We start from the raw sequence: 26,170 nt of genomic DNA, 5'->3' as shown, positions 1-26,170 counted from the left end.
CTCCTCCGCTAGCACTCGCCGGGGCTAGTGCTTGGATGGAAGACTTTTCAGTGCCTCGATCGTCGCGGTAAGCGCGGCGATCTGCCCGGCTTGGCTGTCGACCTTGTCGGTGAGCTTGATCAACTGGGCGAGCACCTGGTCCTGATACCGGATCCGGTCCTCGCGCCCGGTGGCTTCGTTCCCCTCCAACACGGTGACGCGGGTCTCCAACTTGGTCGCGGTTCCAACGGCGGCGCTGGCATCGGCAGCAATCCCGTTAAGGTAGAGCCAGAACAGAAAGCTGATGGCAGCGAGAAGCCCCGGCGTTGCGACCATGGAAAGCCGCGACAGGATTAGTATCGTCGTGTTCGCGGCAATCTTGTCTGCAGCAGTCATCGTGCCTTCCACCCGCATGCCTGTTCGCCATAGCTGTCGTGCTTCAGGATCTGCCGCTTCGTCCCCTCGGTAAGCCTGTCCTCGACGGACGGCAGGATCGGCGCCGCGACGTCGCAGAAGTTACCTGCCGTCCCGCATCCAGCGAGACAGCCTGCCACCAACGTCAGCAGCCCCAAGCTGATCCACCTCGGCATCGCTGGCCCTCCTCTTCGATATGGCCTTGAGTTTGTCGGCCGCCTGCCTGGCCTGCTCCTGCCCTCGCCCCACGGCGATCAGCTTCAGCGCGAGGCCGGCCAGGATCAGCAGCAGGGCACCGATGGCCGCCACATAGCGGCCGACGCGCGTCGCGAAGAACCAGGCGATCACCGCGACGCCTGCAGGGTCAGGCGGATGAAGTAGAAGGCGGCCACGGCGGCGCCGATAACGATCACCGCGCCAATGGCATAGGCGATCGGCCCCGGCCCATTGGCCGCCGCGATCACCGTGCCGGCGGCAGTCGCGGCCGGCATCAGCACTTCCGGCTTCGTCAGGATGTTCGCCTTGGGCGGCGCCGCCGGCACCGACGCGCTGGAGACGAAGGAGCCCTTCACCCAGAGGCCACCCTCGGCATTGCGGCGGTTCACCAGGCCGGTGATCTTCTTGCCGTTGTCATTGACCCACTTCGCCATCTCGGCCGGGACCGAGGCGTAGTCGCCCTTGTTCAGCTTCTTCAGCAGGGTCGAGCCGCGGAACTGTTTCTCGCCGATGTTGAAGACGAAGGAGACCAGGGCCGCGAACTGGTTGTCGTTGAGCGACACCTTCACCAGCCGGTTGATGATCTCCTCCGCCTCGCGCAGATCCAGCCGCAGCAGCTCCTCCGCCTTGGCTTCCGTGATGACCGCGCCGGCCTTCACGACATAGTTGCTGTCCGACGTGTGGCCGTAGCCGATGGTCAGGACGTTGCCGGTGTCGAGGTAGGCCTTCGCCTTGAAGCCCTCGAACCCCTTGATCATGGCGATGCCTGCCGCCGTAACTTCGCGGGTCATGTCGTCTCTCCGAATTGTGAAGCGGGATCGATTGAAAGCGCCAGAGCGCGCACCCAGAGTCTGGTCCTGGCTAGATGAAGCACTCCGCCCGCCGGCTAAGCCGCGCGGGCGCTCTTTTGCCGGCTCAGGCGCCAGCGAGGGTTTCGAACAAGGGCATACCGCCTTGCGGTGATGGCACCCCCTTCTCGTTGGTGATGATCAGCTCGGCGACCGTCTGGGCCGCGCCGGAAGCGATCGTATAGGTCGTCTCGACTTCCTCGATCGCGAAGCCGTCAAAGGCCGCGCGCACCTCCGGCGTATCGTTGATCGACAACATGAAGCCGCCGGCGATCGTGCGCAGCTGCGTCGCCAGCTTCACGAAATCGTCGGGACCGAACACACCCTTGCCGTAGTCGTCTTCCGATCCGGCATAAGGCGGATCGAGATAGAACAGCGTCCCGTGCCGGTCATACCGTCCGATAAACTCGCTGTAGTGCAGGCACTCGATCACGACGCCGGCGAGACGCTCGTGAACCGCCTCGAGGATGGGGCCGAGCTTGGTGACGTCGAAGCGGGCCGGCATGTCCGGGGAGACACCGAAGGTCCGGCCGCGAACCTTGCCGCCGAAGGCCAGGCGCTGCAGGTACAGAAACCGCGCCGCGCGCTCGAGGTCCGTCAACGTGGTCGGGTCCGTCGCCGTCAGCCGCTCAAATTCGCGGCGGCTGGCGACCTGGAAGCGCAGCATGTCCAGAAAGGCGACGTAGTGGCGCTGCAGCACGCGGAAGAAGCCGGCGACGTCGCCGCTGATGTCGTTGATCACCTCGGCCTTGGGCGCCCTCTCTCGCTTGAGAAAGACGCCGCCCATGCCGACGAACGGCTCGGCATAGGTGATGTGGTCGATCGCGTCGATCAGCTTGACCAGGCGCGCCGAGAGATTGCGCTTGCCGCCGATATAGCCGGCGACAGGCGAGACCGGCCTGACCGGCCGGAATTCCATTTCCATGGTTCGTTTACTCGAATCGATCACGCTCGACGGGCTGTGCACAGCAGCGGCGGACGTGACGTTGAGCATTTTGGCGTCTTGCGGGGACTCGGTGCCCACCTGTCCCGCAGTTCGGAGCGTTCGCGCGCTCCGGGCCGTCCGCTCCTTTTCGAGCGGCACGGATCTCTAGGCGCCTACCGCCAGTAGGCCGCCGCCATGCGCGGACGGTTCGGCGTGGCACAGTCCGCCGTGATCGCGATCAACGTCTCGAGGTCGTTGCCCATTGCAGCCGTGGCGACATGCGCAGCGAAGACATTCATGGCCTGCGTCGCCTGCACATCGAGCCCGATCCAGGTGATAGCGCCCGTTCCGATGTTGAGCGCCACCGCGATCGCGACGTTGCCGGTGTCAGTCGGGCTGAAGGTGGTCGTCGGGTCCGAGTTGGCCGGCGTCGTACCCGTGGTGACGAACGTCCCGATCGGCGTGGTGCTTTGCAGGTTCTCGAGCATGAACATGTCGAGCGTGCAGCCGCCGGCGGTGCCGTTGGACGAGACGACGATGGTCGCCGACGACATGTCGCTTGGCGCGACATACTGGTAGATGCCGACCATCGTCAGTCCGTTCGGACTCACCGCATTGGGCGAGGCCGCATTCCCGTTGACCGTGCAGCCATTGTAGTTGCGGTTCGCGCCGGAGGCGTCCGAGGTCAGGCACATGACCAGAACAGCGCCGGCCGGAACCGTCTGCCCGAACGACTGCGATGAGAAGGTGAACGACGTCGCGCCCGAAGTCTTCGGTGTCGCCGAGCCGAGAAACGTTACCTTGGCGCCGGACTCCAGAAGGGTGCCGAAGCCCTCGAGGTGATTGACCGCATACATCAGTCGTCGCCCGGCGCCAGGATCTCGTCAGGGTCGAGGTCAACCGCCTCGAGCACGGCAATGGTGTCGGGATCGTCGGAATTGACGAAGGGATAGTCACGCGAGATCCAGCGGACGAACTTCGAACCATCCTGCATCAGGATCGCCATGATCTCGGTCAGCTTGCCCGGATACCGATCGACGCGCGCCTCCACCAGGGTCTTCGCCACCTGGCGCTTCGGCTGCGGAATGGCCGCAGGATCCTGCACCAGGCGCAGCACACGATCGGCCTCGACAGTGTCACCGAAGGGCTCGCCGTATTCCTCGACGATCGGCAGCCAGCGCCAGCCGGGCTTGGTGCCGGCATCCGGGTCGATGAGACGCGCCGGCGAGATCCGGGCGATGACGCCCTGCGGCGAGACGAGCGCGATCAGACTGGCTTCGGTCATGCGTCATTGCCTGTGTTGAAGCTGATCATCAGCTTGATGCCGATCAGGATCGCGTCGCCGGCCATGTTGTCCGAGGCAACCACGCGCGAGACCTCGAACACGACAAGGTCGCTCTCGGCCGGAGTGTTGCCGATTTCGATGGGCGCGCTCTCCGGGCCGATGTAGAGCCAGTTCTGGCCGTTCCAGGCATCATCCGACACCTGCGCGGTCCCGAAGACGCCGTTGATGCCGTCTGCATTGCCAAGCGCGCGGCCGGCCAGCGACCAGACGACATTCTGGCCCGTCGCGCCGCCGGTATTGGTCCAGTAGGGAATGAAAGTGACCGTACCCACGTCCCAGCCCTTCGGCATGGCAACGGCGAAATGCGCGTATTCCTGCGTCGTCGTGTCGAAGTCCATCGTCGACAGGCTGATGTCGTTCGAACCGGAATCGTACTTGCCCCGACCGGCCGGGCTGGTCGCGCGCGGCATCATCGCGCCGGCGGGGATCCAGATCGTTTGCGGACCGACAGGGAAGTGCCGCGCAAGCGGCGTCACGAACATCTGCGCGGCTGTCGTGACATTGAGCAGCGAGCCGGTCGTCGACTTGATCAGGCTGCGCGAGAAGCTCGTCGTACCGGCAATATAGGTGCCGATGCCCCACTCGAAGGCCGAGCCCTCTTCGAGAACGTAGGCGAACTGGTCGCCATTGACCGCTCCGGCAGCAGCGAGGGTTTGATAGTAGCCCGTCGCGGCATTGCCCACGGCAGATCCGAGCGTGAGATTGCCCGCTCCGCCGGCCGCGACGGTCATCCGCACCCGGTCGAACAGTTTGACAGCCATCTTGTTCCTTACTGGTAGTTGGTGCGCCAGGAGCCGCCACGGCCCATCCAGCCGTGCGTTACGGGCTTCCATGTGCCGCCCTTGCGGACGAAGAGCTTGGCCGGCACCGCGATGCCGCCGCGCTTGACGAAGAACAGGCTGCCGCCGATCAACCCCAGCGAGATCTCGGCTGGCAGTGACTGCACATCGCTGCCATGCAGGGCATGGATCTGGCCCAGAGCCGACGCGCCCACGATGGCCGGCTGGGAGACGAGGGATTGCCCACCAAGCGCGTGGATCTGGCCGAGAACGGCGCTGCCGATCTCCGCAGGTGCTCCGACAAGCCCGAGGCCGACGAGCGGCACCAGAACGGCCAGCGATCCTGCATCGATTGCAGCGGGCGCGCCGATGACGGGCAAGCCCGCCAAGGCATGGACCTGGCCGAGCGCCCCCAGACCGATCGCTGCAGCGCCGGAGAGTACCTCCTGCCCGGCCAGGGCGTGGATCTGGCCGAGCGCCGCCGTGCCGATCTCGGCGGGCGCGGTAGCGACCGACAGGCCAAGCAGAGCCACGCCGGCGACGCCAAGCGAACCCAGTCCGATTTCAGCGACCACACCGGCAAGGCTCTGGCCGGCCAGAACGTGGACCTGGCCCAGCGCCGCCATTTGGACGACCGCCGTCGCGGAGACCAGGCCTGCGCCCGTCAGGGCATGGACTTGCCCAAGGACGCCCGCTCCGACGACGGCCCCCGAAGAGGTCACGGCGGCGCCGGAAAGAGCATGAACCTGGCCAAGCGCCGCCGTGCCGATCTGGGCATTAGCGGAGACGACGTCGCTGCCTGAGAGCGCGACGATGTTGCCCGGCGCCTGCCGGCCAAGCGGGACAGAGCCGAGAGGAGCTGATCCGAGCATCTATCCTCGCAGGATGAAGGTCAGGCCGGGCCGAGCAGGGAGACGTCCATGGCGCCAAGCGTGAAGACGTTGCTGGCCGTCACCGGTTGTGTTGCGGTCAGCGCTTGGGCGACCAGCAGGCGACTGTTGACGGTGTCGAGGCCCGCCCAATGTGACGCAGTGCCGGTCGTGGTGATCGATCCATCGGAAATTGCGGTCGATGTCACCTTGCGCCCACCAGAGCGAGCCGCCGGAGAGCCGAAGGCACCGCCTACGGAGAAGGCCTTGCTACCGAGCGCATTGGTAGCGTTGGCGGCCGTGAAGGTAGCCGGCTCGGCATTGCAGACGGCGATCTTGTCTGCCTCGGCGTCGAGCACGTTGAGGCCGAGATCAAGCACCCGGTCGTTCAGATAGGGCATGTGAAGACCTTTCAGTTTGGATTGATGGGCCGCCGGCCAGGTCAGCCGGCGGCGATCTCGGTCGCGCGAGCGATTGCCGCAACCTCATCGGGGTGGTCACTGTCTTCCTGCCACTTGCCCCGAGCATCGAGCAGATAGACGTAGAAGACATTCCGACCGGCGAGCCAGTCGAGATAGGCCATTGGCTGGCCGAGCAGGATGGGCTGGCCGAGAGCGTCACGGTGCGACCAGCCAATCTGTTCCCCGTCCTCGTTCAGAACGGGTTGGGACACCTGATAGTGTGCGGCGGTGTTTTCGTTCGAGAGCAGCGCTTCCGTTGCCTCCGCAGTCTTCCTGGCCGGCCCGCGCTCGACACGCGCCTTGCCGCCGATCTCGATAAGGTCTTCGTTGATACGGATCGTTTCCATGGTCGGTCCTTTGGTTAGGCGGGAACTTTCAGCCAGAGCGCATTTTCCGGCGCGGTGCCGGTCGGGTCGTTGGTGCTGATGGTGATCAAGGGAATGCCGAGCGCGGCGAGCACGTCGGCCGTCGTCGCGCCGGGCGCGCCGGGTGTGCCGGCATTGCCCTGCATGCTGGTCGGCCCGGCCCAGTCGCCGGAGGTCGCGCTGGCCTTGATGTAGATCTGGAACGGCACGACGTCGGTGCGGACGAAGATGAAGCCCTTCGCTGCGGCGTTGTTGGCCGCGCGATCGGTGAGCGCGCCGGTCGCGTCCGGCTTGAAGCCGATGCCCGCCTCGAGCGCCGCGACGATCGACGTCAGGCGGGCGTTGATCTCGACGGCGGAGTGCCAGCCGACGCCAGTGCGCAGGATCCGATAGTCCTGCTCGTCGGTGAGCATGGTGCCATTCCAGGGCGTCGCCAGCGTCAGGCTGGTGTTGCTCGGAACCGCCTCGATCACCGCAAAGCCGTTGCCCTTCAGCAGCGTATCGCCGGGCTTCACCTGGCTCAGGAACGCCGTCAGCGTGCCGAGCACGGCAAGACCGCCGGCGGCGACGGAAATCGAGCCGGCGTGATAGGTGCTGTCAGCCATTCAGGAACTCCTCGAGCGCGGCTTCGATGGCGGCCGGATGCGGCGCGGAACGAATGGCGGCCTGCGTCGCCTGTCGGCGAGCCTCGATCGTCGCCAGCGTTTCCGCCCCGGCCGTTGCCTTCTCGACGACAGATGCCGCCAGTGCGGCGACCCGGACCCCCTTGGCGCGGGCCTCGGCCTTCAGCATCGGCGCCCCGCCCTCGCCTGCCAGCACGCGCTTCGCCTCGGCCAGCTTCCGCGCCCGCAGCATCGCGATCGGCGACGCCGTCTGAGCGTAGATCTGCTGGCCGACGAACTCGTCGAGATGCGCGAGGGCGCCCGCCCGGAACGGGTCCAGGTTCTTCGTCAGTCGGATTTTCAAGGGAAGGCTCCGGCTAGGTGGCCGTAATCTCGGCCGACCAGGGCATGTACGGGAACTGGTCGAAGACAATCGAATAGGTCGCAGGCATGTCGGCCGTCAGCTCCAGCAGCCCGCCCGCGACCGTGACGGGCTCGCCGTCGACGAGCACGACGCAGGGATCCGGCAGGCCGGCGATCTTGACCTTGCTGAGCTTGTCGGCCGGGATCTCGGTGCGGTTGATCGTGATCGGCGCCACCGGCCGGGCGGCAAGCTCGCCGTCGAGCACATAGCTCTGGGCGAAGGCCGCATCGTCCGGGACCGTGAGAAACAGCTGACGCTCCGCCAGGCCGACCAACTCCTCTGGCGAAAAGGCCCCGGAGGCCTGGCCGGTCAGCCTGCCCTCGGCATCGTGATAGAACAACCGCATCAGGTCATCTCGTTGTCGAAGACGTTGTAAGAAAACACTGCGCCCGCCGTGGTGTTGTTGATCGTGAAATAGTTGCTGGCCCGGCGATAGGTGACCTCGAACCCCCGCCCTGGTCCGCGCACGCCACTGGCGCCGTAGAACATATCAACGAGGATCAGCGGCAGGCCGGTGAACGTCTTTGGCAGCGGGATGTTCGTGTTTCCCGTCGGCAGGGCGGCAGTGATGCCCGACAGGAGGGGCCGAAGTCGCTTGGCAGTCGAGTCGAAGACCAGGCCGGAGGCGGGCGCCGTCAGCACGTCATAGCCGGGCCTGGAAAACTGGAAGACGAACTGGCCTTCGCGCAGCCCGATGTAGCCACGGGTGATCGGCATGAGATCAGTCCGTCGGCACAGGCTTGTCGATCACGATGATCGAGACATTGCCCCAGACCCCGTTGCCCCAACGTCGGATCTTCGCCTGCGCTACACCGGGCGAGTTTGTAATGACGTATCCGGACATCGGGTAGGCCGAGCCATAGGTGTTCACCTCTTTGTCGGATGGCAGGGTGTAGATCTGGTCATTCTGGGCACCGTTGAACGTCCCGAAGAAGAAGATGATCGGGTAGTAGCCCTTCCACTCGTAGGTGAAATCGATGTCGGTATAGACGTTGTCCGTGGGGCTGTCGGCCGCGCCCTTCCGGCTCGAGGCGGGCGCATAGGTCTTGTTGATGACCGAGAAGTCGTCGTCGGAACTGAAGACCATCTGCGCCTTCGAACAGGTCTCGACGTCGAAACCTGGCCGCGAGACGTAGAGACCATACTCATTGCCCCGCTTGCCCATCATCATCCGCGCCAGTGGGTGCGGATCGTCGCCGACGATGTCCAGATCGCGCGCCGGGATCTTGAAGACGATGGCGCAGAGGTAATGGTTGAAGCGAAACTGCCCCGACTGTGAATAGATCACCACCCGGTCGTTGTAGGCCTCATAGGTGAGCGATCCCGCTCCTGGCGCCAGCGGGCCGATATCCTCGCGCCACCAGATCGTGCTGCCGTCCGGGCTGGATAGAAACACCTTCACGCACGGGACATAGGGAAGCGCGGGAAAGAAGATCTGCAGCGGGCTCGAATTGTCCGGTCCAGGGCTCTGGCTTGCATTGATGCCAATGATCCTGCGGCTGGCGACCGCATGAATGTTGCCGGCGAAGGGCCAGGCCGTGTCGAAATCGAGCCTGTCGCGTGTCAGGCTCGGATCGGATGCATCGAAGCCGGGCTTTGAAACGCGAGCCCGCCAATCGCCCGGCGACAGCTGGCCCGCAAACAGGCGAGGAGTGGCGACCATCAGGGCTCCGTGAAGATCATGGCGTCGTTGCGCAGATCGAGCTGGACGACGCTGTTCGAGGACTTGATCACCACGCCGCTCATGTAGACGACGCCATCGACGATCGCGAACGGAACGACATTGGTGGCACCGTTACCGATCGAGAACTTGTCGACCTGGAACATGCAGCGCGACACGCCACCGACGATGTCGAGCACCATGCCGGCCTCTTTCCAGTTCGGCGTCCCGACCGAGCCGGCATTCAGGAAGATCTGGAACCGCACGTCGACGCCTGACGGCGCCGCCGTCGCCGCGAACTTCACGAAGCCGCCGGCCGACATCTGGTCGGCCTTGACGTTGACCGCGGTGGTCTGGTCGGCGATCGCCGTGTCGCCGGCGATGTAGGCCTGCGTCACCTGCTGGATGGCAGCGACCAGGTCGCCTCGGATCGCCGCGCGCTGGATGTAGTCGGCGCCGACATTCTCGGCCCCGTCGAGCGCGATCCGATCGATCACCTCGTCGAGTTGGCGCTGCAGTTCCTGCATCGAGCCGCGGGCATCGTTGGTGTTGAGCGCCAGCTCATAGGCCTGTTGCTGCGTCATGCCTTCGGCCACATCCGGCGTCAGGACGTTCAACCATCCCGACCAGGCGGTGTCGCGAGGCGATGCGGGACGATAGCGGCCACGCGCCTGATACTGCGTCCGGCCCAGGATGTTCTGCGAGATCAGGATTGCGCCGGCGTCATAGCGGTCCGTCTCGCTCTGCAAGATGACGGTGCCGTCGACGGCAAGGCGGATCTCGAACTGCACGCCATCGACATCATCGACGTTCGGGTCCCAGGCGAGGCGGATGCCGGCACGCTGGCTGCCCTCATCACCATTGATCGTCACCGGCGTCGCCGACCAGTCGATGATCATCTGCGCCGCTGGCGGCAGGTTGAGCGTCGGCGCGATGACGATCGGCGTGAGGGCGCCAAGGTTGTAGTCGCTCGGATCCACCTCGGTCAGCGTCCAGCCGCTGTTCAGATTGGCGAGATCCTGCACGGCGTCGATGCGCCAGAGCTTGCCGGAATAACGGTTGCGGTCGCTCGACCAGGCGACGAAGTCGTTCGGCTCGAAGATCGAGCAATAGGACGGCATCGGCAGGTTGTGGCGACGGAATCGGCGCGATTCATCGCGGGCCGCCTTCATGAGCCGTTGCACCTGCGTGCCGGAGAAGACGAGCGCATAGTCGACGTCGACGGCCTGGCGCCGGCCGCCATCATCCGCCTCGAGCGTCAGCGAATAGAGCGGCGGCGCATCCTTCTGCACCCAGCCCTCGCCGGGCTCGACGTACTTGGCCGTGACCGCATTGACCGCCTGGTCGAGCGACGGGAACGGTTCCAGCGACTGCTTGTCCGACGTCAGGATATCGGCGTCGGTGAAGGAAAAGATGGCGGAGCCGGCTGCGCCAACATGCGGCTTATAGATGCCGCCGACCTCGGCCAGACGACCGTTGCAGGCCTTCATCAACTCGGCGAGCACGTCGGCCGGAAGCGCCTCGAGCGAGATCTCGCCGGCTGCGCGGAACTGCTTCTCCGTCCCCGAACCGATCGCCGCCACCAGCCGGTCGCACTCATTCGCGGCGGCCGTCCAGGTCGACAGCGGCAATTGCGGCGCCGCGACTGTCTGGCCGCCGAAGAACCATTTTCCGGCGAAGCGGATGCCGCGAATGATGTTGTAGGCAATCACGATCGGATTGTCGGGCGAGCCGGCCCAGGTCGACGGATCGGTCCAGCGCTGCGCGCCATCGCCACCGGCCGAACTGTCGGCGCGCCAGTCATAGAGCGGGATGCCGTCGACGACGAACTTGTACTGCGGCAGGCCCGACCAGAGCTTGTCGTTGAGCCGCGCCGTCATCACGACATAGGCGATGCCGGTGCCGACCCGCGTCGGCAGATAAGGATGCGCCGAACCCGCGAACTTCGACACCATGAGGCTGTCGGCCGCGGTCTGGCGCCCGTCATAGAAACGGACCCAGAGATGATCCTTGCTGTCGTTGCGATATTCCGGGATCGCAACGCCGTTGCCGCCCGGCGTCGCGGCCGGATTCCAGGTCACCTTCTCGCCACCGACCCAGATCTCGGCCAGCCCTTGCACCGGCAGGTCGGACAGCTTGATCACCATCGACAGGAATGCGTTCGGCGTGTTGTCGACCTCGCCCCAGGTGCCGCCGTAGCGGAGCTGGCCGCCAGTCATGGCACGACCAAGGATGAAGAAGCGCGGCAGCGCGCCGCCGCTCTGCAGCTTGCCGGAGACGCCACCAACACCCTGCTGCGGCTTCTTTCCGAAGAGCGTCTGCGACAGATAGGAGAAGCCAATCCCAATGGCGCCGGCAATCGCCGTGCCGACCACCGTTGCAAGCGTGCCGGTCAGACCGATGAAGCCGGCAATCGCGGCGCCGATCGGCAGAGCCCGGGCGGGCTCGATCGCGCCGGCGAGAAGCGCCAGCGCTATGAAGATCACCACGATGAAACGCATGTCAGGGAACCCGGAATGCCCTGGTGACCATGGAGCGGTCGACGCTGCCGAGCCCGTCCGGCCGCAGCACGGTGACACGCGGCCCGCCATAGACGCCAAGCGCCCAGCCTTCCGCCGTCTCGATCGCGGCAATATCGCCGACGCCGGCGCGAACCGGATGGATCTCTTCGAAGAAACTGGCGACGACATCAGGCAGATCCGAGAAGCCGGCACGGCGCAGAGCCTTGGCGGCGCCGGCCGCGTCGTCATAGCTGCCACGAAAGCCGAAACCGAGATCGATCCCGGTCATCGCCTTGACGCAGTCGGCCGCGAACAGCGCGCAGTCGCGTTCGCCCCATTGGAACGGCTCGCGCCTGGTCGCCTCGATCGCTTCATGCAGGGCCGGCCGCCAATCGTCGCGGCGCTGGATCGCGCTCATCTCTGTCCTGCCTTCTCCTGCTTCCTGCCCCAGAACAGCGTCCAGTCGCCGACAACTCCGGCGTCGCGCTCGAAGTCATCGGAGGCGCTGCGCAGGATCTGGCTCTCGTGCGATCCGACATCCGGATTGCGGCGCCGGAGCTCCTGGGTCGTCGAGGTGCAGGAGATCGCCACCGTCGAAGCGCCGCCCTCGGCCGCCGTCTCGATCGGCGCCGTGTCCACCTGGCCGAGAAACCGGCAGCGCGCCGGCGCGACCTGGACCATCGTGACGGGATCGAGGTAGACGCGGTGGATCTCGATCGGCGCATTGCGCACGTCATAGGTCCGCACCGCCTCCTGGACGTCACCATCGATCGCCGCCAGCACGACCTCAACCTCACGCACCGAGATGTCGGAGATCAGCGGGATCTCGCCAACACTGATCAGGGCGTCGCCGATGAAGCTCCTCGCCTCGGTTGCCCCGGTGCGCGGGTTGATGACATTGAAGGCGCCCGGCCCGGCATCCATCCAGAAGCCGAGCGGGACGGGGTTGCCGGTGAGCCGATCCTTCACGGTGAGGGAAATCAGCGTGCGCGCGACGACGGTGCCGGCCTGGATCGCGGCGAGTTCGGCAGGATCAACGTCACGCATCAGACCACCTGCACCGCTTGCAGGTTGATCGAACCGAGCATCCCCTGCGCATTGCCATTGAACGATCCCGGCACCAGCCGCATTTCGACGGTCGAACGCTTCAGCGTCACGTCGGCGTTCGTCGCAGCGCCGGCGCGCAGGTTGGGCACCACCTCGAATTCCGGCGTGACGCCGCCACCGTTCGCAGCCGCCGATACGGCGGAGATCCGGTGAAACGCGCGACGCCCGCCGAAATCGAAGCAGAGGGGATCGCCGCGTGACAGCACGTAACCGGCCGGCAGCCCCTTCAGCGACAAGCTCCGATTGTCGGTACCGAGGCTGTTGATCTTGACTGCGCTGGCGCCAAGACCGGAACCGTCCGGGTCGAGCTTCGGAAAAGGCCGGCGCGGATCCCAGGCGTAGAAGCTGCCCTTCGAGCCGCCGATCTGGTCGATCAGCGTCTCGACATTGAGCAACTGGTCGAGGGTCAGCGTCGAGCATTCCGCCTCCATGGTCCAGAGAGGTGAACGCAAGTCGGCGACACGAATGGTGCCGCCGGCCTGGCCCGACGTTTCCTGGCCGTAGCTCAGGCCGAACTTGACGCTGGCGACGACGAGCGCCGCCATAAGGTCGGTATTCGCCATCAACCGCGCCCCTGAAACTGGCCGCGGACCTGCGCCTTGGTAACGAGGCCCGGCAGATCCGCGCGGAGCTTTCGATCTCGCCGATCGAGTTCCGACTGGAGCCGGGCGAGCGTGTCCTTATCGGCCCCGCCCTGCACGGTGATTGTCGTCGACGGGGCGAAGGTGATGACGTTGCCGCCGCCCCCGCCATTGCCAACGGCCTCGACGCCGAGCCTCCCCCCAGCCAGGCGGCGCAACGGCATGACCGCCTCGAAATCCTTCTCTCCCATGACGCCAGTTCGACCACCGGACATCGGGAAGGGTGTCGGCCGGGTGACGATGCCGCCGTTTGCGAACGGGATCACGTTGCCGCCAGAGAACGCCGCGCCGTTGGCGAACAGGCCTCCCGTGATGGCGCCACCGCCGCCGAGCACGCCGGAGAGCTGTCCGAACAGGCCGCTGATCAGCTGGTCGGTCGCCATCTCGATCAGCTTATCCGCGAGGCGGTTCAGCGAGTTGCCGAGCGCCTCGAGGATCGACTGACCGTCGCGCAGACCGGAGATGAAGCTCGACGAGAAATCCATCGCCATATCCTTGCCGATAGCCAGCTGTTCGTTGAGGCGGATCATCTGCGCCTCGGTCGAGTTCATGTCCTCCGGCAGGCCAGCGCCGCGCAGCGTTGCCGCCACCGTCTGATCGATCGCCGAGCGGCCAAGCTGGCGCCGATCGAAAAGCAGATCCTGCTGCAGCCGCGCCTTCGCCACCTGCTCCGCCAGCGCCGCATATTCATCGGCCAGCTTCTCGATCTCCTTGCGCATCGGCTCGGAGACCTTCCGCCCCTTGTCAGTCGCGCTCGCGAGCAGCTCCTGCCGCATGCGGTACTTCTCGGCCGCAGCATCCGCCATGCCGACAGTCTCGATCTCGACATGCAGCTGGTCGATGCGATCCTGTGCATTCTTGACCAGGTCGCGATAGGCGTTGGCGTCGCGCTCCGCCGCCTTGCCGGCTGCGGCGCCATAGCTGCCATCCGGATTGGCGGCGAGATAGTTCGGCTTCGAACGCGGCAGCGGCACCTTGCTGTCGGCGATACGCTGGCGGGCAGATTCGGCCGCACTGATCGCGGCGGCTCGATCGGCAGCGCTAGCTGTGCTGCCCAGCGCTGTATCGAGCGCCCGGTCCACCTGCTCAAGGTCTGAGAGCTGCGGCAGGGCGATCTGCGAGATCGTCTTGAGGGCATTGGCGTAGTTGTCGAGGCTGACCTGGTTGCGCCGGGCCGCCGAACCGGCAGAGTCGAAGCCGCCAGTCAGCCCAAGGAGCGAGCCCTGCGCCTGATTGGCCGTGTCGGTGATTTCCATCAGCTTCTTGACGGATTTGCCGAGCGCCTCGTTGGTCGGATCGAGGTTGGCCAGGTTGGCAACCTCCGAGCGCAGCTTGCGCACGTCCGGCTGGCCAGAGCGCACGCTTTCGAAGAACCGGTTCAGCGGCGCCTCGAGCGCCTCGAACTGTTCGGCCAGCGCGAAGCCGCCGCCGCTCGCACCGCGGGCGAGGTCACCGAAGCCATAGCGCAGGGCCTCGGAAGCCTTCTTCATCTGGTCCTGCAGATCGTTCTGCTGGATGCGCGCCAGCACTTCGGCGACGTTGCGTCCCTCCGCCGCGAACGCCTCCAGCTTGGGAGCGGCATCGCCATAGCTCGCCTTCAGCGTCTGGATCACGGACTGGTGGCGCTTCAGCACGGACTCGAGGCTTTCGGAATCGCCGCGCATCTTCCTGAAGATCAGGCTGGCCGCATAGCCACCCGCAGCCAGCGCCGCCATGCCGAGCGTCACCGGTGTGATCATCGACGCCAGGCCCTGGAAGGTGCCGACGAGCGCGGTGCGAATGCCACGGCTGCCGAAGATCTGCGAGACCTGTCCGCTCTGCTGGGCCAGGATCATGAAGGGAGACTGGCCGGTGGCGAGACCGGTCGCGATGTCGTTCAGCTGATAGGTGAGGTTCGTCACCTCATGGGCAGCCAGTTTGCTACCGCCGGCGACGCGCGTGAGAGAGCCGGCAGTAGCCTCGTATCGCGCTCTCGCCATCGCCTGTGCCTGCGCCAGCTCACCGGCGGAGATGGCGCCGGCATCGGCGAGCCGGGTATATTGTGCCAGTTCGTCGTTCAGACGATCTAGCGCTGCACCCAGAGGATCGATCTGGGCGCGTAGCTGCGCGGCCTCGCGCGCCATCTGCTGCTCGGCGCGCGCGGCATCCTCGAACACAGCGGCGCTGTCGCGGGCAGACTTGCCACCGGGCGCAAAACTCGCCGAGAGATCCTGATTGAAGTTCTGGCCGGTCTGCTGCGCCATCAGCGCGGCAATCTCAGCCCTTCTGGCGTTCGTCGCGGCTAGCGTCGCATCCATTCGGGCATACTTCGCCGTCAGCCTCTCGACCGCCTCGGCTGCCGCCTGAGTATCGATGACGCCCTGCTCGAGCGCAGCATTGATTATCCGCTGGCCCTTTTCCATCTGCACTTGGGCACGATAGTCCAGATCAATCGACTGGCGCAGCCGGTCATAGGCGCCGGCCGAAGACGTCACCTTCTTGGCGACGGTATCGGTGGCGACACCAAGCGGACCGGCCGAGGCCGCCACCTGCTTCTGCGCCGTGTCGACCAGGCGCAGATCCGCCGCGACCTTGTCGAGGCCCTCCGAGTTGCCACGGACCGACAGTCGCCGGATGGTTTCAAGCGTTGCCATTGTGAGGCTGGTCTTTCCGGGCTTTCTCGCGCTCGCGCTCGAGGTGGTCGAGATAGGTGCTGTCCATCGCCCGGATCAGGGCATGGAAGCGCTCGAAGCTGTCGGCATCATCGAGCCGATGGCGGATGGCGAAACGGTCTATCGCCGTCCAAGGGATGGGTCCGGTCGCAAAGCCGACCGGGCGATCCGTAGTCAGGCACCAGAAGGCATCCCAGACGAAGCGTGTCGCCTCGTCGGGATCCTCGCGTGTCGCCAGGAACGGCAGGTCGCCGAGCGGCAGTCCACTCTCATCTGCCGCAGCCGCGATCCGTTCGGCATGCGCCCCCCACTGGAGATGCCAGTTGAGGGCGCCCGTCAGTTTCCCGCGTCGTCGTCGAGATCGGACTTGCGCCGCTCGGAGACGGCGCCGGCCGCCCAGATCACGCCGTCGCTGAACGCTCGCATGTCGGGATCGGAGAGGATCGCCAGCACATTCTCGCGAGTGAAGGCCAGAGGCTTGCCGTCATCGGCCTCGACCTTCTCCCAGCCCTCGAGCAGGGTCTCGACGATCAGGGTGTTCAGGATCTTATCCTGCTCCGCCGGCTCCTTGCGAAGGTGGCGCGGCAGCGCGGCGGAAAGCTCCGACTGGCGCCGGCGATAGTCGTCGTTGCCGAGACCACGCACACGCAGGCGGATGTCGCCTAGGCCGGGGATGTCGCCGACCCAATCGCCATGCTCGAGCCTGGCGGAATCGATCTTGAGATTTGCGAGTTTCATCGTGAGGGTCCGGGTTGAACAGAGGGAGGGAAGCGGCGCCGTCCTACGGCAGGAACCAGAAGCGGCCGATGCTCATGGTGAAGCCCTTCACGGCGTCCATGATCGCGGTGAAGCCGGCCGACAGCATCACGTCGGCATTCTTGCCGGAGACGCCCGGCGAGCCGCTCGAGAGCTTGATCGACGGGAAATCGAACAGCAGCGCTTCCTTGTTGCCGTCCTGGCGGCCGAGACGCAGGTCGAAGGAGGTCAGCGTGTTGTTGATGACCTTCTGGTAGACCGTGGCGTCGCCGAAATAGGTCTCGAGCGTACCGGTCACCGAGAATTCGCCATTGCCGATGCCGACCGCGCCGAGATGGGCGACGGCGTCCTGGCGGCGAAGATTGTTGTTCACCTCGAACTGCGCCGACATGACGAAGTTCGGGCCGGAGAGAGCCGCGCCGTCGAAGCCGAGGCGACCGACATTCGACGATGTGTTGAGCACCGGATAGGTCGGCGCCGGAACGTCTGTGACGCCAGCGAACCGCACCGATGCGACCTCGGCGTCGGCGCCGATGTAGGACTTAGTATAGGCGGCAGGCTTCTTGGCCGGCGCGTTGACCGACAGCCGGTCGAGCGTCTGACCACGCAGATACTCGTAGGTCACCGGCGAATGGTCGAGATACTGCCGCTCGATCGTGTTCGAGCGCTTCGTCGAGCCGTTCACCAGGAAGTCGCCGGCATAGATCTCGATCGACTTGCCGGTACCGGCGTCGGCCGCAAAGCCTGCCGGCACATTCTCCAGCGACAGCCGGTTCGCTCCGATCGCCGCGATCCGAGCCCAGCCATTCGCGCCGGCCGTCGCGAAGAAGCTGTTCGCCGCCTTGCCGCCGATCAGGATCCACTCGCCGACATGCAAGCCGAGCGTCGTGAAGTCGAGCGCCGTCGACGCCAGCGCATTGCCGCCAGCCGTGACCGCGGAGATGTCGGCCGCCGCGCCGGCGAAACCGACGACGCGCACCGCGGCGCCGACCGGGATCGGATCCGTCTCGGCGGCGAAGGTCGCGGCCGGGAAGACGATAGTCGTGCCGGTCGACGAGGTGACCTTGGCCACCTTGTTGTTGCCCGCGGTAGGCAGTCCGGAAAGCAGTACCAGATGGTTCGCCTTGAAAGGCGAGCCGAGCCCGGCGCCGACCGTCAGCGTCGTCGCGGAGACGTCCGAGATCTCGGTGTCGGTCGTTGCGACCTCGATCGCCGGCTTGCTCGACCATGTGCCCTGCAGGGCCTCTTCGAGATCGTCATCGGCCGACCTAAAGGACAGCTCACCGCCAACGTCGCCGCCCGCTTGGATCCCGACCAGGATCAGATCGGTCACCTGACGGTCCGGCCGGATCTCGGCCGAAACTTCCGTCTGGGGACTCGCCGAAAGACCAGACGAGGTCTGGCGGATGCTCTTGAATGCCGGATTCGGCGGCGTGACGCCAAAGGTCGCTTCCCGAACCTTGGCGAGGGCAACGCGGTTCGTCGACTGAAGGTCGGCCATGGTACGGCTCCGTAGGGTGAAAGATCAGCCGAGCAGATCGGCCTGGTAGGGAACGGCGATCGAGAGCAGCAGGTAGTTGCCGTTGTCGGTGTCGTCCTCGATTGCGGGCGACGTCGGCGCATAGGTCGTCACGCCCATGAAGGTGTCGCTGGCGCCGAATTGCTTGCCGCGGAAGAGCCGCGCCAGCTCGTCCGTCCAGATCAGCGCCAGCAGTCGCCCATCGACAGTGCGCGGCATCGCCAGCACCAGGCGGAAAGCGCCCTCCTCCCGGAAGACGTTGCTGCCCGGCGCGCCGATGGTGATCTGGTCCGACATCGAAACCGGGTACTGAACGACGAGGAAGGCCGAGCCATCGTCCGGCGTGTCGCCGTTGTTGTCGTCAAAGCCGCGAACCGGACAATGCGTCCAGCCGTCCGCGAGCCGCGCCTCGACCGCGGCCACCACCTGTTGCAAGGGCATGTTCAGTGCGTCCTGATCTTGATCGCCGGCTGGCGGCGCAGCCACTCGCCGGGCGCCTTACGGCGGCCATGCCGACGGGCATGGCGAAGCGCGCTGGCGGTGTTGGCCCATTCGTCGATCTGGCCGGCCTGCAGCACGACATGGGTGAAGGAGATCGAGGCAAGATTGGAAAAGCGCCGCGCTGCGATGGCGGCGACGGCCTGAAAGACGCCGTCCGGTGCCTGCGAAGACAGGCCGCGCTCGATCTTGCGGGCATAGGCGACCGAGCTGACGAAGACATATTCCGATGCCGGCGGCACGGCTGCGCCCGGATCAACCACAACGCCGTCAGCGAGGAACAGGAACGACCGCGCATAGCGCCCAGAGCGGATCGGCGACGCCTGCACCAGCATCTCGCCGATCTGGGCGAAGATGTCCTGCAACATCTCGAACTCGAAGACGACGACGCCATCCGGCCGCACGGTCTCGATCGCAGCGCCGGCGCGGCCGTCGACATAGGTGTCATGCGGCGGCACCTGGCCGAGCGCCTGCAGGTTGATGCGCTGCGCCTCGGCCAGCTCGCGCCGGGCGAATGACGCCAGCTCGAGGCTGCGCGCCTCCGGTGACAACGTCTCGTCGAGCATGACGGCGATGTCGCGCTCGATCGAGTCGATCCGCGAGGCGATGGCCATCAGCCGCGGACCTGCAGGTTGATCCGCACAAGCCGATCGTCGATCAGCACGAAATCAGCAGCCTCGACATTGCGGACCCTACCCCGGATGACGACCTTGTCGTTGCGCCTGATAGGCGCGGCGTCAAATTGCGAACCGGCAATCTGGGTTGGCGAAAGCGCAATGTTGGTATCGCCTTGGGCGATGCCGCCGACGATCTCCTCCGGCTTGTAGTCGCGCACGAAGCCTCGCGCGGTCAGGTCGTCCGTGGCCCGTCGCAGAATGACCGTCTGGCCGTGACGCGCGACCGTCCGGTCGAGCATCGCAATGGCGGCGTCGGGTGTCATCTACAGCGGCCAGCGGCGATAGTTGGAGAGCAGCGCGGACACGGCGCGCTCGACAGATCCGGAGACCTCGACGACGCCGCCAAATTGGGTCGAGCCGACACCCTCGACCGTCTCGGTGCGAACGAGCGCATCCCGGCCCGCCAGGCTGGCCGCGAGGCCGACCAGCAGAAGTATGGCGGACCGGATCTGTGCCGGCACTCGCTCCGGCGAGCCATATCCCGCGACGGCCGTAGTCACAATCCGCGACCCTGGTTTCTTCGCAGGCCACTGTCGGCCCGGGCTCAGACCAATCATCGGCGACAGCTCGTCGGCATCGACGTGATAGATATCGGCGGGGACGATCACGCTACTACCGTCGAGGTCGGTGTAAGCGATCGCCAGCAGCTCCTGGATGGGAGCCACAGGCAACGACGTCAGGTCCGAAAAATCGTCGCAGCTCATCTCGATTGTCTGGGTTACCAGGCGGACGCTGCAATGGAGCTCGACGAATTCGCGGGCCGTGGAGATATGCCGCTCGAGCTCCGACTGCCGGTTCGAAGCGGTAAGCGAAATCCCGCATTGCGCGGCAGCCTCGGTGACCGTGGCGGGCTCTTCGGCCGGCCCCTCCAGAAGCTTCGTTGCGCGCCACACGTCAGCCGCGCCGCTTGCGAGGGGAGCCGGCCTTCTCGCTCGCTTCTCCGCCGGCCTGCGGCTCGATCTCTGCCGGCAACGCGAGCGCGGGCTGCGCCGGCTCAGAAGCCCCGGAATCGGCGTCGGCGGCCGAGCCGTCACGCTCATCCGCTACGGGCGCAACTCCGGACTCGACCGCAGCCGTGGCCACTTGGCCCTCGGTCTCGGCCAGCTCCGCAGGCGTGGACGCGGCGGCGCCCTCGTCATCCAGCGCCTCACCCGCCGACGGTTCGATCTGTACCGGTTCGACATCCGCCGCCGATACGGGCCCAGGCACGGCACCGCCAGCCGTCGGCTCGACGGCCACGGCATAGGCAGCCTCGATCAGCCGGGCAGCCTGGACCTCGTCGAAGCGATCCGTTTCGTCGCCGCGGGAAAGGGCAAAGTGAGACCCTGCCAGGCTGACGAGCATCCGCACTTTCATGATGTTTCTCCTCGGGTTTCGCGGGCGGCGGAGGCCGCCCGCCTGGCTGTGCGCTGCGGCCTACGATGCGGCGGTGATGAGGTGCTTGACGGCGGCGCTGTCGCCGAGCTCGCCATCGAAGCGGATCAGGCCGGCGATGCCGAGATCGGGCCAGAAGCGCTCGCGCAGCACGCCGATCGCCGGCGCGCCGACCTTGCGGACGTAGTACTTGCCGAAGTCGCCGAACAGCATGACCTTCTTGGCGGCAGCGAGGGAATCCATCGCCTGGTTGATGCTGTAGCGGTAGCCGAGCAGCGTTCCGGGCTGGCTCTTGGAGACGTCCCCCATCTGCCAGAGATAGTTGCCCTGGCCGTCCTTCAGCTTGCGGATGGCCGCCAGCGTCAGGTCGTTGAACATGAAGCGCACCTTGGGCGACTGGCGATAGGCCGGGTCGACTGAGTGCACGAGATCGATGATCTCGTCGCCGGTGATCGCCGCGGCGGCGACCGACGTCCGGCCAAGGCTCGACGCGGCAACGACGCCGTTCGGCGAGCTCGTGCCGGTTCCGACCGAGAGCTGGCTGTTGGCGATCCGCCCGAGCCGCTCGCCGAGCAGGCTGCCGAGCAACGTCTCGACGTTGAACATCGAGTCCTGGGCCAGTTCGAACGAGAACCGCACGAAATGCGTGTCGAACACGTAGGCGTCGAGCGACTTCTGGCCGAAGGTGACATCCTTGTCGCCGGTGTCGGTGAGCGCGGCGCCCTCGGTATGCGCGGTGGCGGTGACGGCGGTATCATCGACCGTCGGGATCTTCATCGGCACACCGCTCGTCGTGCTGAAGACCGTGCAGATGTCCTCGTCATACATCGGCCCCCAGGCCTTCATCGACTTGACGATCTCGTTCGCCAGCTCGACCGGCACGGTGTAGCCGCCGGCCGAGCCGCCGCCGCCCGAAGTCGACTGGGCGCGGAATTCGGCATTGGCGACCGCGCCGGCACGCAGCACCGCCCGCTCTTCGGCGGAGAGCTCGCTGGGGTCGCCGCCATGCGCCAGGAACTTGTGAAAGATCTCGCGGTACTCGGGCTGGTCGCCCTCGTCCTGGCCGCGCGCCTCGCCTTCCGGCGGAATCGGCCGCAGCCGGGCGCGCAGTTCCTCTTGCCGCTTCTCCGCGGCCACGAGCTGCTCCTCGCGCTCGATCTGCTTCTCGAGCCGGTCGTGCTCAGCCATCGCCTTGTCATGCTGGGCTTCCAGCTCCTTGGCGCGGGCCTCGTCGGTCTCGGCGCCGATCTGGTCGAGACGCTCGCGAGCCTCGGCAACGATGATTGCCTGCTTCTCGCGCAGTTCCTTGATCCGATTAAGCATCGGTCAATCCTTTCCGAAAATGGAGGGGATTGGGCCTTGGCGCGATGCCTAGGCTTTACTCCGGATCCTGAGATCCAGGTTGGTTTTCATCCGCAGCCGGTAGGCGGCGGCCGTGAAATTCTGTCTGCGCTTTTCCTTGCGGGCACTGTCGAGCGATCGCAGCGCGATCGAGGTGCCGTCGTAGGCCGGCTCGGAGACGATCGAGACTTCGCGAAGCTCGACCTCGAGGATGGTGCGAAGCGGGATCTCGCCAGATTCGTCCCACTCCTGGCGCAGCACGACGAAGCCGAACGACATGCCGCTGATGTCGCCCCGCTCGATCAGCGTGCGGATGTCGCGCCCGTCGGAGGTATCGGGAAGATCGATCTCGACCGCGAGCCCCTTCGCGTCCTCCTGCAGACGCAACGTTCCGGCGGTGGTACGCCCGAGCACCCGGCCACGGTCATGGTCGAAAAAGGCGCGGACATCCGCCTTCTGCAGGGTCTTGGTGAAGGCACCGCGCGCCAGAACTTCCTTAAAGTACCCGCCAATGTCGGCGACATCGCCGAAGGTGGCGGCGTATCCGGAGACAGTTGTCGTATCTCCTTCCGCCCTTCGCTCGACGGGTAGGACAAGCGATCGCTGTTCCGCTTCAGGCCGCGTCGTCATTCGTGTCTCCAACATCCGAGGGGGCCTCGGCCGGCGGCGCCGGACCGGACAAGACGGGCGGCGTGGCACGACGACCCAGTTCAACGGTCGCCCCCTGCATGAACAGTTCATCCGCCGCGGAATTCCTGTGGTTGGGGCGGTTCTCGATCGCCCGCCCCTCATTCGGTGTGAGCAGGCCAGACTGAACGCCACGCGCGAGGCCTTCGATCCGGCTCTTGAAGTCGCCGCGCATAAGCGCGTCGAGATTGTGTTCGATGTAGCGCGTCGGATTGAGCCGACCGAACAGCTTCAGGTTCAGCTCGTCCTCGAGCGCCAGGGTCCACTGGCCGATCAGGTGCTTGACCAGGTGCAGGTCCTGCTGCTCGGCATTGGTGAAGGTGGCCCGCTCAAGATCCTGGAGAAACACAGGCGGCAGCTGGTAGGCGCGCGCGATCTCCACGGTCTGGAACTTACGCGCCTCGGTCATCTGCCCCTTGTCCGGATCAAAGCCGACGGGCTTGAGGTCGTGTCCCGGCGGCAGCGGAAAGACCGGCTTGGCGCTCTTCTTGGCGGCATCGATGACGCGATGAATGTCCGCCATCGCCCGCTTCAGGGCGTCCGCACCGGCCGGAAGCGGTCCCGTCAGAGCCAGCGGCGGAACACCGCCGCCGGCAAAAAACGTACTGGCATAGTCATTCATCGCCAGCGCCAACTGGATGGCCTTGGAGGCGAGATTGATCGGCCCATAATGCGATAGCTGATTGGCCCTCAGCATGAACGGGACATCGATCACGTCGCTGCCTGGATATGTCTTGCCGCCGGACTTGTAGGCAAGTTCGACACCATCACGCTGGATGGTGGTGCGGGTCGGATCGAGCAGCCACATCCCCTCAATTCCGGCGGCACCCGGGCGGCTGCGCTCAATCCAGGCGAGGCCGCGTCCACCCGTAAAAACCTGCTGCCAGAAGAACTGCCAGAACTTGAAGGCGCCCATCTGGTCGTTCGGGCTCTTGTGCACGATCGTGCCGAGCTTACCCTTGACCCGGACCGGTCCTTCGGCGGTTTCGCGGTAGGCATGCTTCGGGACGGCGGCGAGTGTCCGGGACAGAAAGGCGACGGCTGCCATGACGGCCGGCACCTTCAGCGCCGTGTCAGTCGTAACCGCGGGCAGATCGACGCCCTGCATCCCGAAGAAGCCGAGAAAGTTTTCGGCACTCACCGGAATCGTTGGGTTTTCCAGCGAAGTTCCCGAGCGTGTCTCACGCTCGACCCGAAGCCCGAGAAACCTCATGCCGACACCAGGCTGAACTCGGGATCATCCCATGGGGAGGTGATGACGCGCTTGCTCCGCAGCGTGGCGACGCCGATCGACATCGCTTTCGAGACGATGCCGTCGATACGGCCGAACGCCTTGTCCTTGGCAAACATCCGATGCCCCGTCCTGTTCTCGTGATAGACGACGGCTGCCGCACAGCTGTTCATCATCGGGTTGCGGTCGATGCGGAGGCGCTTCTCGAAGAGCGCGTTCTCTAGCTTGTTGATGCTGTCCGGCATCCAGAGGTACAGCTCCTGCTCCCCCTCGACGGCGCCCGGCTCCTTCTCGATGATCCGCTTCTGGAAGCCCTGCGGGTGGATCGTGAGCGGCAGATCGGCGCCGATTTCGTTGACGTGGTCGCGGAGCTGTTCGAGGCCGTACTGATCGCAGCCGATCTCGACGGGATGGGTCACGGCGCAGATCTTGGCGAGCGCCTCGGCAATCCAGCGATAGGAAACACGATCGCCGGCGACCGCTTCGATGAAGCCCTGCTTCTCCCAGACATCGTAAGGGGCGCCATCCTTGGCGGCGCGCCGCGCCAGCGTATCACGGGGCGTCCAGAACCATGTCTTCGATGCAAAGACTTCCTGATCCTTGGTGTTGTCGAGCACCCAGGTCAGGGTGAGTGCCGTGAAGTCGCGGACCCGCGAGAGGTCCAGGCCGCCGAAACAGGGATAGCCGGCAAGCACCAGCGCATCGACATCGACATCGCCGACGCAGGCCATCCAGGCCTCGCGCGAGAAGGCCGCCGACTCGGCGTCGGTCCATTCGCAGAAATGCAGCCGCGCGATGCCGTTGCGCTTGCCCGGGATTGCCTTTGCCTGCGCCACGACGCCGGCCAGGTAGTCGCGCGTGATTGTGACGTCGAGCAGCGGGTTTGGCTTGCCCCAGCAGGTGGGATCGTTCTCCCAGTCGTCCATCTCGTCGAGGGAGCAGACGAAGGAAAAGGTCGTGTCATCCTGGATGAGGCCGGCCGCGACGTTCACCGCGTGCTGGTGTTCCTCGAAGCAGATCGAGTTCCGGTCCGTACCGGAGTTGGTCGCCATCGCCAGCAGCGGCTGCTTGCGGAACTTGAAGCCGCGCTCGAGCAGATCGATCGTGTCGCGGTTCTTGTGCTCGTGTACTTCATCGCAGAGCGCGAAGTGCGGTCGCGGCCCCGACTGGCCGTCATCGGATGAGATCGGCTTGAAGAAGCGCCGGTCATTGCCTCGCCCTGCATAGGACAACTGCCACACGGGGTCGATGCCGTGCGACCTCACGCGCGCCTTCAGCGATGGCGACTGGTCCCGCATCGCGACAGCATCACGAAACAGGACCATGGCCTGGTCCTTCTTCGACGCAGCGGCGTAGATCTCTGCACGCGGTTCTGGATCCTTTACCAGGCCGAGCAGGCCAATGCCGGCCAGCATCGGGCTCTTGCCGTTGCCCTTGCCTTCCTCGTCGTAGAAGCGGCGAAACCGGCGCAGTTTGGTGTCGCGCCACTTCCAGCCGAAGATCGAGCCGACCCGGAAGGCTTGGCTCGGATGGAGCTCAAACGGGCGGCCCTCGAAGTCACCGCCGTTCAAGCGGAGGCGGCGCGGGAAGAACCCGATTGCGTCTTCAGCAGCTGCGACATCCCAGAACAGGCCTCGCTTCGGACCATCCTCCAGATCGGTCAGATGGCGCTTGGCGGTATTGCGGACATTCGGACCCGCAACGATACGCCCGGCCGCAACGTCCTCGGCCCATTTGGTGACGGCATCGGTCACGCGAAGTCACCGTCGCCGAAGTCGAAATCGCCCTGATCGGACGTCGCCTTAATGCCTCGCTCGGCCGCAGGCGTGAGCCCGAAATCCCGCAACAGGGTCAGCGCCTGCCGGAAGCTCTCGTTCATCTGGCCGACCTCGGGCCGCGACTTCAGCTGAGCGCCGTTGCGCGTCTGCGTCTCGTAGGTCTCGCCTTCCAATTCCATGGCTGCGCGAAGCCGCTCGTGACGAGCGATGCAGCGGCAGAGCATCACGAAGGATTCGACCATATGCGCCGCCAGCCGATTGACCGTCGGATGGCAGACGCATGGCGCCAGCCGGTCCCAGACCTTCGACACATCGCGCTCGAGGCCACGAGGCTTGAGGCTCCTCGCCTTCGCCTTGGCCGATGCTTCGAAGTCGAGCCGCCGGACGTCTTCTGTCAGCGGTACGACGTTCGAGTTCTGAGGCTTCCGTCCACGCACGATCAGTTTCCCGGATCACAGGCCACTTCTCGAAAGTGGCTTTTTGTCTCCAATTTCCGCTCGCCACACAGAATTGCCCTGAGCG

At 65.6% G+C, this 26,170-nt stretch carries 33 protein-coding genes; all 33 read right to left on the bottom strand.

Going from position 1 to position 26,170, the window contains the following annotated elements:
* Nucleotides 1-24: 24 nt before the first annotated feature.
* Complete coding sequence (locus OSH07_RS15620) at nt 25-375, bottom strand: hypothetical protein (RefSeq protein ID WP_266339598.1); 351 nt, start codon at nt 373-375, stop codon at nt 25-27.
* 120 nt (nt 376-495) lie between these two features.
* On the bottom strand, nt 496-741 hold the full coding sequence (locus OSH07_RS15615; protein WP_266339597.1) for a hypothetical protein: 246 nt from the start codon (nt 739-741) through the stop codon (nt 496-498).
* Nucleotides 738-1,400, bottom strand: a complete 663-nt coding sequence (locus OSH07_RS15610; RefSeq protein ID WP_266339596.1) for a lysozyme — start codon at nt 1,398-1,400, stop codon at nt 738-740. Before OSH07_RS15610 ends, OSH07_RS15615 begins: the two co-directional genes overlap by 4 nt.
* A 124-nt stretch (nt 1,401-1,524) precedes the next feature.
* A complete protein-coding gene (locus tag OSH07_RS15605; protein ID WP_420909642.1) occupies nt 1,525-2,376 on the bottom strand; it encodes a DNA adenine methylase in 852 nt (283 codons plus the stop codon).
* Between the two features lie 179 nt (nt 2,377-2,555).
* Nucleotides 2,556-3,239, bottom strand: coding sequence for a hypothetical protein (locus OSH07_RS15600; RefSeq protein WP_266339594.1), 684 nt, complete (start codon nt 3,237-3,239; stop codon nt 2,556-2,558).
* Nucleotides 3,239-3,667 carry a hypothetical protein gene (locus OSH07_RS15595; protein ID WP_266339593.1) on the bottom strand — a complete coding sequence of 143 codons (429 nt, stop codon included), beginning with the start codon at nt 3,665-3,667 and terminating at the stop codon, nt 3,239-3,241. The genes OSH07_RS15600 and OSH07_RS15595 overlap by 1 nt, the downstream gene beginning before the upstream one ends.
* Nucleotides 3,664-4,560, bottom strand: a complete 897-nt coding sequence (locus OSH07_RS15590) for a hypothetical protein (RefSeq protein WP_266339592.1) — start codon at nt 4,558-4,560, stop codon at nt 3,664-3,666. The genes OSH07_RS15595 and OSH07_RS15590 overlap by 4 nt, the downstream gene beginning before the upstream one ends.
* Nucleotides 4,497-5,378 (bottom strand): hypothetical protein, encoded by an 882-nt coding sequence (locus OSH07_RS15585; RefSeq protein ID WP_266339591.1) that lies wholly within the window; start codon nt 5,376-5,378, stop codon nt 4,497-4,499. Before OSH07_RS15585 ends, OSH07_RS15590 begins: the two co-directional genes overlap by 64 nt.
* A gap of 20 nt (nt 5,379-5,398) precedes the next feature.
* Complete coding sequence (locus OSH07_RS15580) at nt 5,399-5,776, bottom strand: hypothetical protein (protein ID WP_266339590.1); 378 nt, start codon at nt 5,774-5,776, stop codon at nt 5,399-5,401.
* A 41-nt stretch (nt 5,777-5,817) separates the two neighbouring features.
* Nucleotides 5,818-6,183 (bottom strand): hypothetical protein, encoded by a 366-nt coding sequence (locus tag OSH07_RS15575; RefSeq protein ID WP_266339589.1) that lies wholly within the window; start codon nt 6,181-6,183, stop codon nt 5,818-5,820.
* Between the two features lie 14 nt (nt 6,184-6,197).
* The gene (locus OSH07_RS15570; RefSeq protein ID WP_266339588.1) at nt 6,198-6,806 is read right to left on the bottom strand and encodes a hypothetical protein; all 609 of its coding nucleotides are present in this window, start codon (nt 6,804-6,806) and stop codon (nt 6,198-6,200) included.
* Entirely contained in the window at nt 6,799-7,167 is a 369-nt protein-coding gene (locus OSH07_RS15565) for a hypothetical protein (protein WP_266339587.1), read from the bottom strand. The genes OSH07_RS15570 and OSH07_RS15565 overlap by 8 nt, the downstream gene beginning before the upstream one ends.
* A 13-nt stretch (nt 7,168-7,180) precedes the next feature.
* Entirely contained in the window at nt 7,181-7,573 is a 393-nt protein-coding gene (locus OSH07_RS15560; RefSeq protein ID WP_266339586.1) for a hypothetical protein, read from the bottom strand.
* Nucleotides 7,573-7,944, bottom strand: a complete 372-nt coding sequence (locus OSH07_RS15555) for a hypothetical protein (RefSeq protein ID WP_266339585.1) — start codon at nt 7,942-7,944, stop codon at nt 7,573-7,575. Before OSH07_RS15555 ends, OSH07_RS15560 begins: the two co-directional genes overlap by 1 nt.
* Before the next feature lie 4 nt (nt 7,945-7,948).
* Nucleotides 7,949-8,890, bottom strand: a complete 942-nt coding sequence (locus OSH07_RS15550) for a hypothetical protein (protein WP_266339584.1) — start codon at nt 8,888-8,890, stop codon at nt 7,949-7,951.
* Nucleotides 8,890-11,388, bottom strand: coding sequence for a phage tail protein (locus OSH07_RS15545; protein WP_266339583.1), 2,499 nt, complete (start codon nt 11,386-11,388; stop codon nt 8,890-8,892). Before OSH07_RS15545 ends, OSH07_RS15550 begins: the two co-directional genes overlap by 1 nt.
* 1 nt (nt 11,389) lies before the next feature.
* A complete protein-coding gene (locus tag OSH07_RS15540; protein ID WP_266339582.1) occupies nt 11,390-11,806 on the bottom strand; it encodes a DUF6950 family protein in 417 nt (138 codons plus the stop codon).
* A complete protein-coding gene (locus OSH07_RS15535; protein WP_266339581.1) occupies nt 11,803-12,435 on the bottom strand; it encodes a hypothetical protein in 633 nt (210 codons plus the stop codon). Before OSH07_RS15535 ends, OSH07_RS15540 begins: the two co-directional genes overlap by 4 nt.
* On the bottom strand, nt 12,435-13,058 hold the full coding sequence (locus OSH07_RS15530) for a hypothetical protein (RefSeq protein WP_266339580.1): 624 nt from the start codon (nt 13,056-13,058) through the stop codon (nt 12,435-12,437). Before OSH07_RS15530 ends, OSH07_RS15535 begins: the two co-directional genes overlap by 1 nt.
* Complete coding sequence (locus tag OSH07_RS15525; RefSeq protein WP_266339579.1) at nt 13,058-15,769, bottom strand: phage tail length tape measure family protein; 2,712 nt, start codon at nt 15,767-15,769, stop codon at nt 13,058-13,060. Before OSH07_RS15525 ends, OSH07_RS15530 begins: the two co-directional genes overlap by 1 nt.
* A complete protein-coding gene (locus OSH07_RS24525; protein WP_420909641.1) occupies nt 15,756-16,025 on the bottom strand; it encodes a phage tail assembly chaperone in 270 nt (89 codons plus the stop codon). The genes OSH07_RS15525 and OSH07_RS24525 overlap by 14 nt, the downstream gene beginning before the upstream one ends.
* A 98-nt stretch (nt 16,026-16,123) precedes the next feature.
* Nucleotides 16,124-16,525, bottom strand: a complete 402-nt coding sequence (locus OSH07_RS15520) for a hypothetical protein (RefSeq protein WP_266339578.1) — start codon at nt 16,523-16,525, stop codon at nt 16,124-16,126.
* 43 nt (nt 16,526-16,568) lie between these two features.
* Nucleotides 16,569-18,044, bottom strand: a complete 1,476-nt coding sequence (locus OSH07_RS15515; protein WP_266339577.1) for a phage tail tube protein — start codon at nt 18,042-18,044, stop codon at nt 16,569-16,571.
* A 24-nt stretch (nt 18,045-18,068) separates the two neighbouring features.
* Nucleotides 18,069-18,503 (bottom strand): phage tail terminator-like protein, encoded by a 435-nt coding sequence (locus tag OSH07_RS15510; protein WP_266339576.1) that lies wholly within the window; start codon nt 18,501-18,503, stop codon nt 18,069-18,071.
* Between the two features lie 2 nt (nt 18,504-18,505).
* The gene (locus OSH07_RS15505) at nt 18,506-19,174 is read right to left on the bottom strand and encodes a hypothetical protein (protein WP_266339575.1); all 669 of its coding nucleotides are present in this window, start codon (nt 19,172-19,174) and stop codon (nt 18,506-18,508) included.
* Nucleotides 19,174-19,500, bottom strand: a complete 327-nt coding sequence (locus OSH07_RS15500) for a hypothetical protein (RefSeq protein WP_266339574.1) — start codon at nt 19,498-19,500, stop codon at nt 19,174-19,176. The genes OSH07_RS15505 and OSH07_RS15500 overlap by 1 nt, the downstream gene beginning before the upstream one ends.
* Nucleotides 19,501-20,130 (bottom strand): head-tail connector protein, encoded by a 630-nt coding sequence (locus tag OSH07_RS15495; RefSeq protein WP_266339573.1) that lies wholly within the window; start codon nt 20,128-20,130, stop codon nt 19,501-19,503.
* A gap of 1 nt (nt 20,131) precedes the next feature.
* Nucleotides 20,132-20,593 (bottom strand): hypothetical protein, encoded by a 462-nt coding sequence (locus tag OSH07_RS15490; RefSeq protein WP_266339572.1) that lies wholly within the window; start codon nt 20,591-20,593, stop codon nt 20,132-20,134.
* Nucleotides 20,594-20,653: 60 nt separating this feature from the next.
* On the bottom strand, nt 20,654-21,934 hold the full coding sequence (locus tag OSH07_RS15485) for a phage major capsid protein (RefSeq protein ID WP_266339571.1): 1,281 nt from the start codon (nt 21,932-21,934) through the stop codon (nt 20,654-20,656).
* Between the two features lie 48 nt (nt 21,935-21,982).
* A complete protein-coding gene (locus OSH07_RS15480; RefSeq protein WP_266339570.1) occupies nt 21,983-22,582 on the bottom strand; it encodes an HK97 family phage prohead protease in 600 nt (199 codons plus the stop codon).
* Nucleotides 22,566-23,852, bottom strand: a complete 1,287-nt coding sequence (locus OSH07_RS15475; protein ID WP_266339569.1) for a phage portal protein — start codon at nt 23,850-23,852, stop codon at nt 22,566-22,568. The genes OSH07_RS15480 and OSH07_RS15475 overlap by 17 nt, the downstream gene beginning before the upstream one ends.
* Nucleotides 23,849-25,624, bottom strand: coding sequence for a terminase large subunit (locus OSH07_RS15470; RefSeq protein ID WP_266339568.1), 1,776 nt, complete (start codon nt 25,622-25,624; stop codon nt 23,849-23,851). Before OSH07_RS15470 ends, OSH07_RS15475 begins: the two co-directional genes overlap by 4 nt.
* Entirely contained in the window at nt 25,621-26,085 is a 465-nt protein-coding gene (locus tag OSH07_RS15465) for a P27 family phage terminase small subunit (protein WP_266339567.1), read from the bottom strand. The genes OSH07_RS15470 and OSH07_RS15465 overlap by 4 nt, the downstream gene beginning before the upstream one ends.
* Between the last annotated feature and the right edge of the window lie 85 nt (nt 26,086-26,170).

Origin of the sequence: Kaistia nematophila, from assembly GCF_026343855.1 — a bacterium.
In the GTDB taxonomy this organism is placed as follows: Bacteria; Pseudomonadota; Alphaproteobacteria; order Rhizobiales; family Kaistiaceae; genus Kaistia; species Kaistia nematophila.
This window is presented reverse-complemented; position numbering and strand designations above follow the sequence as displayed.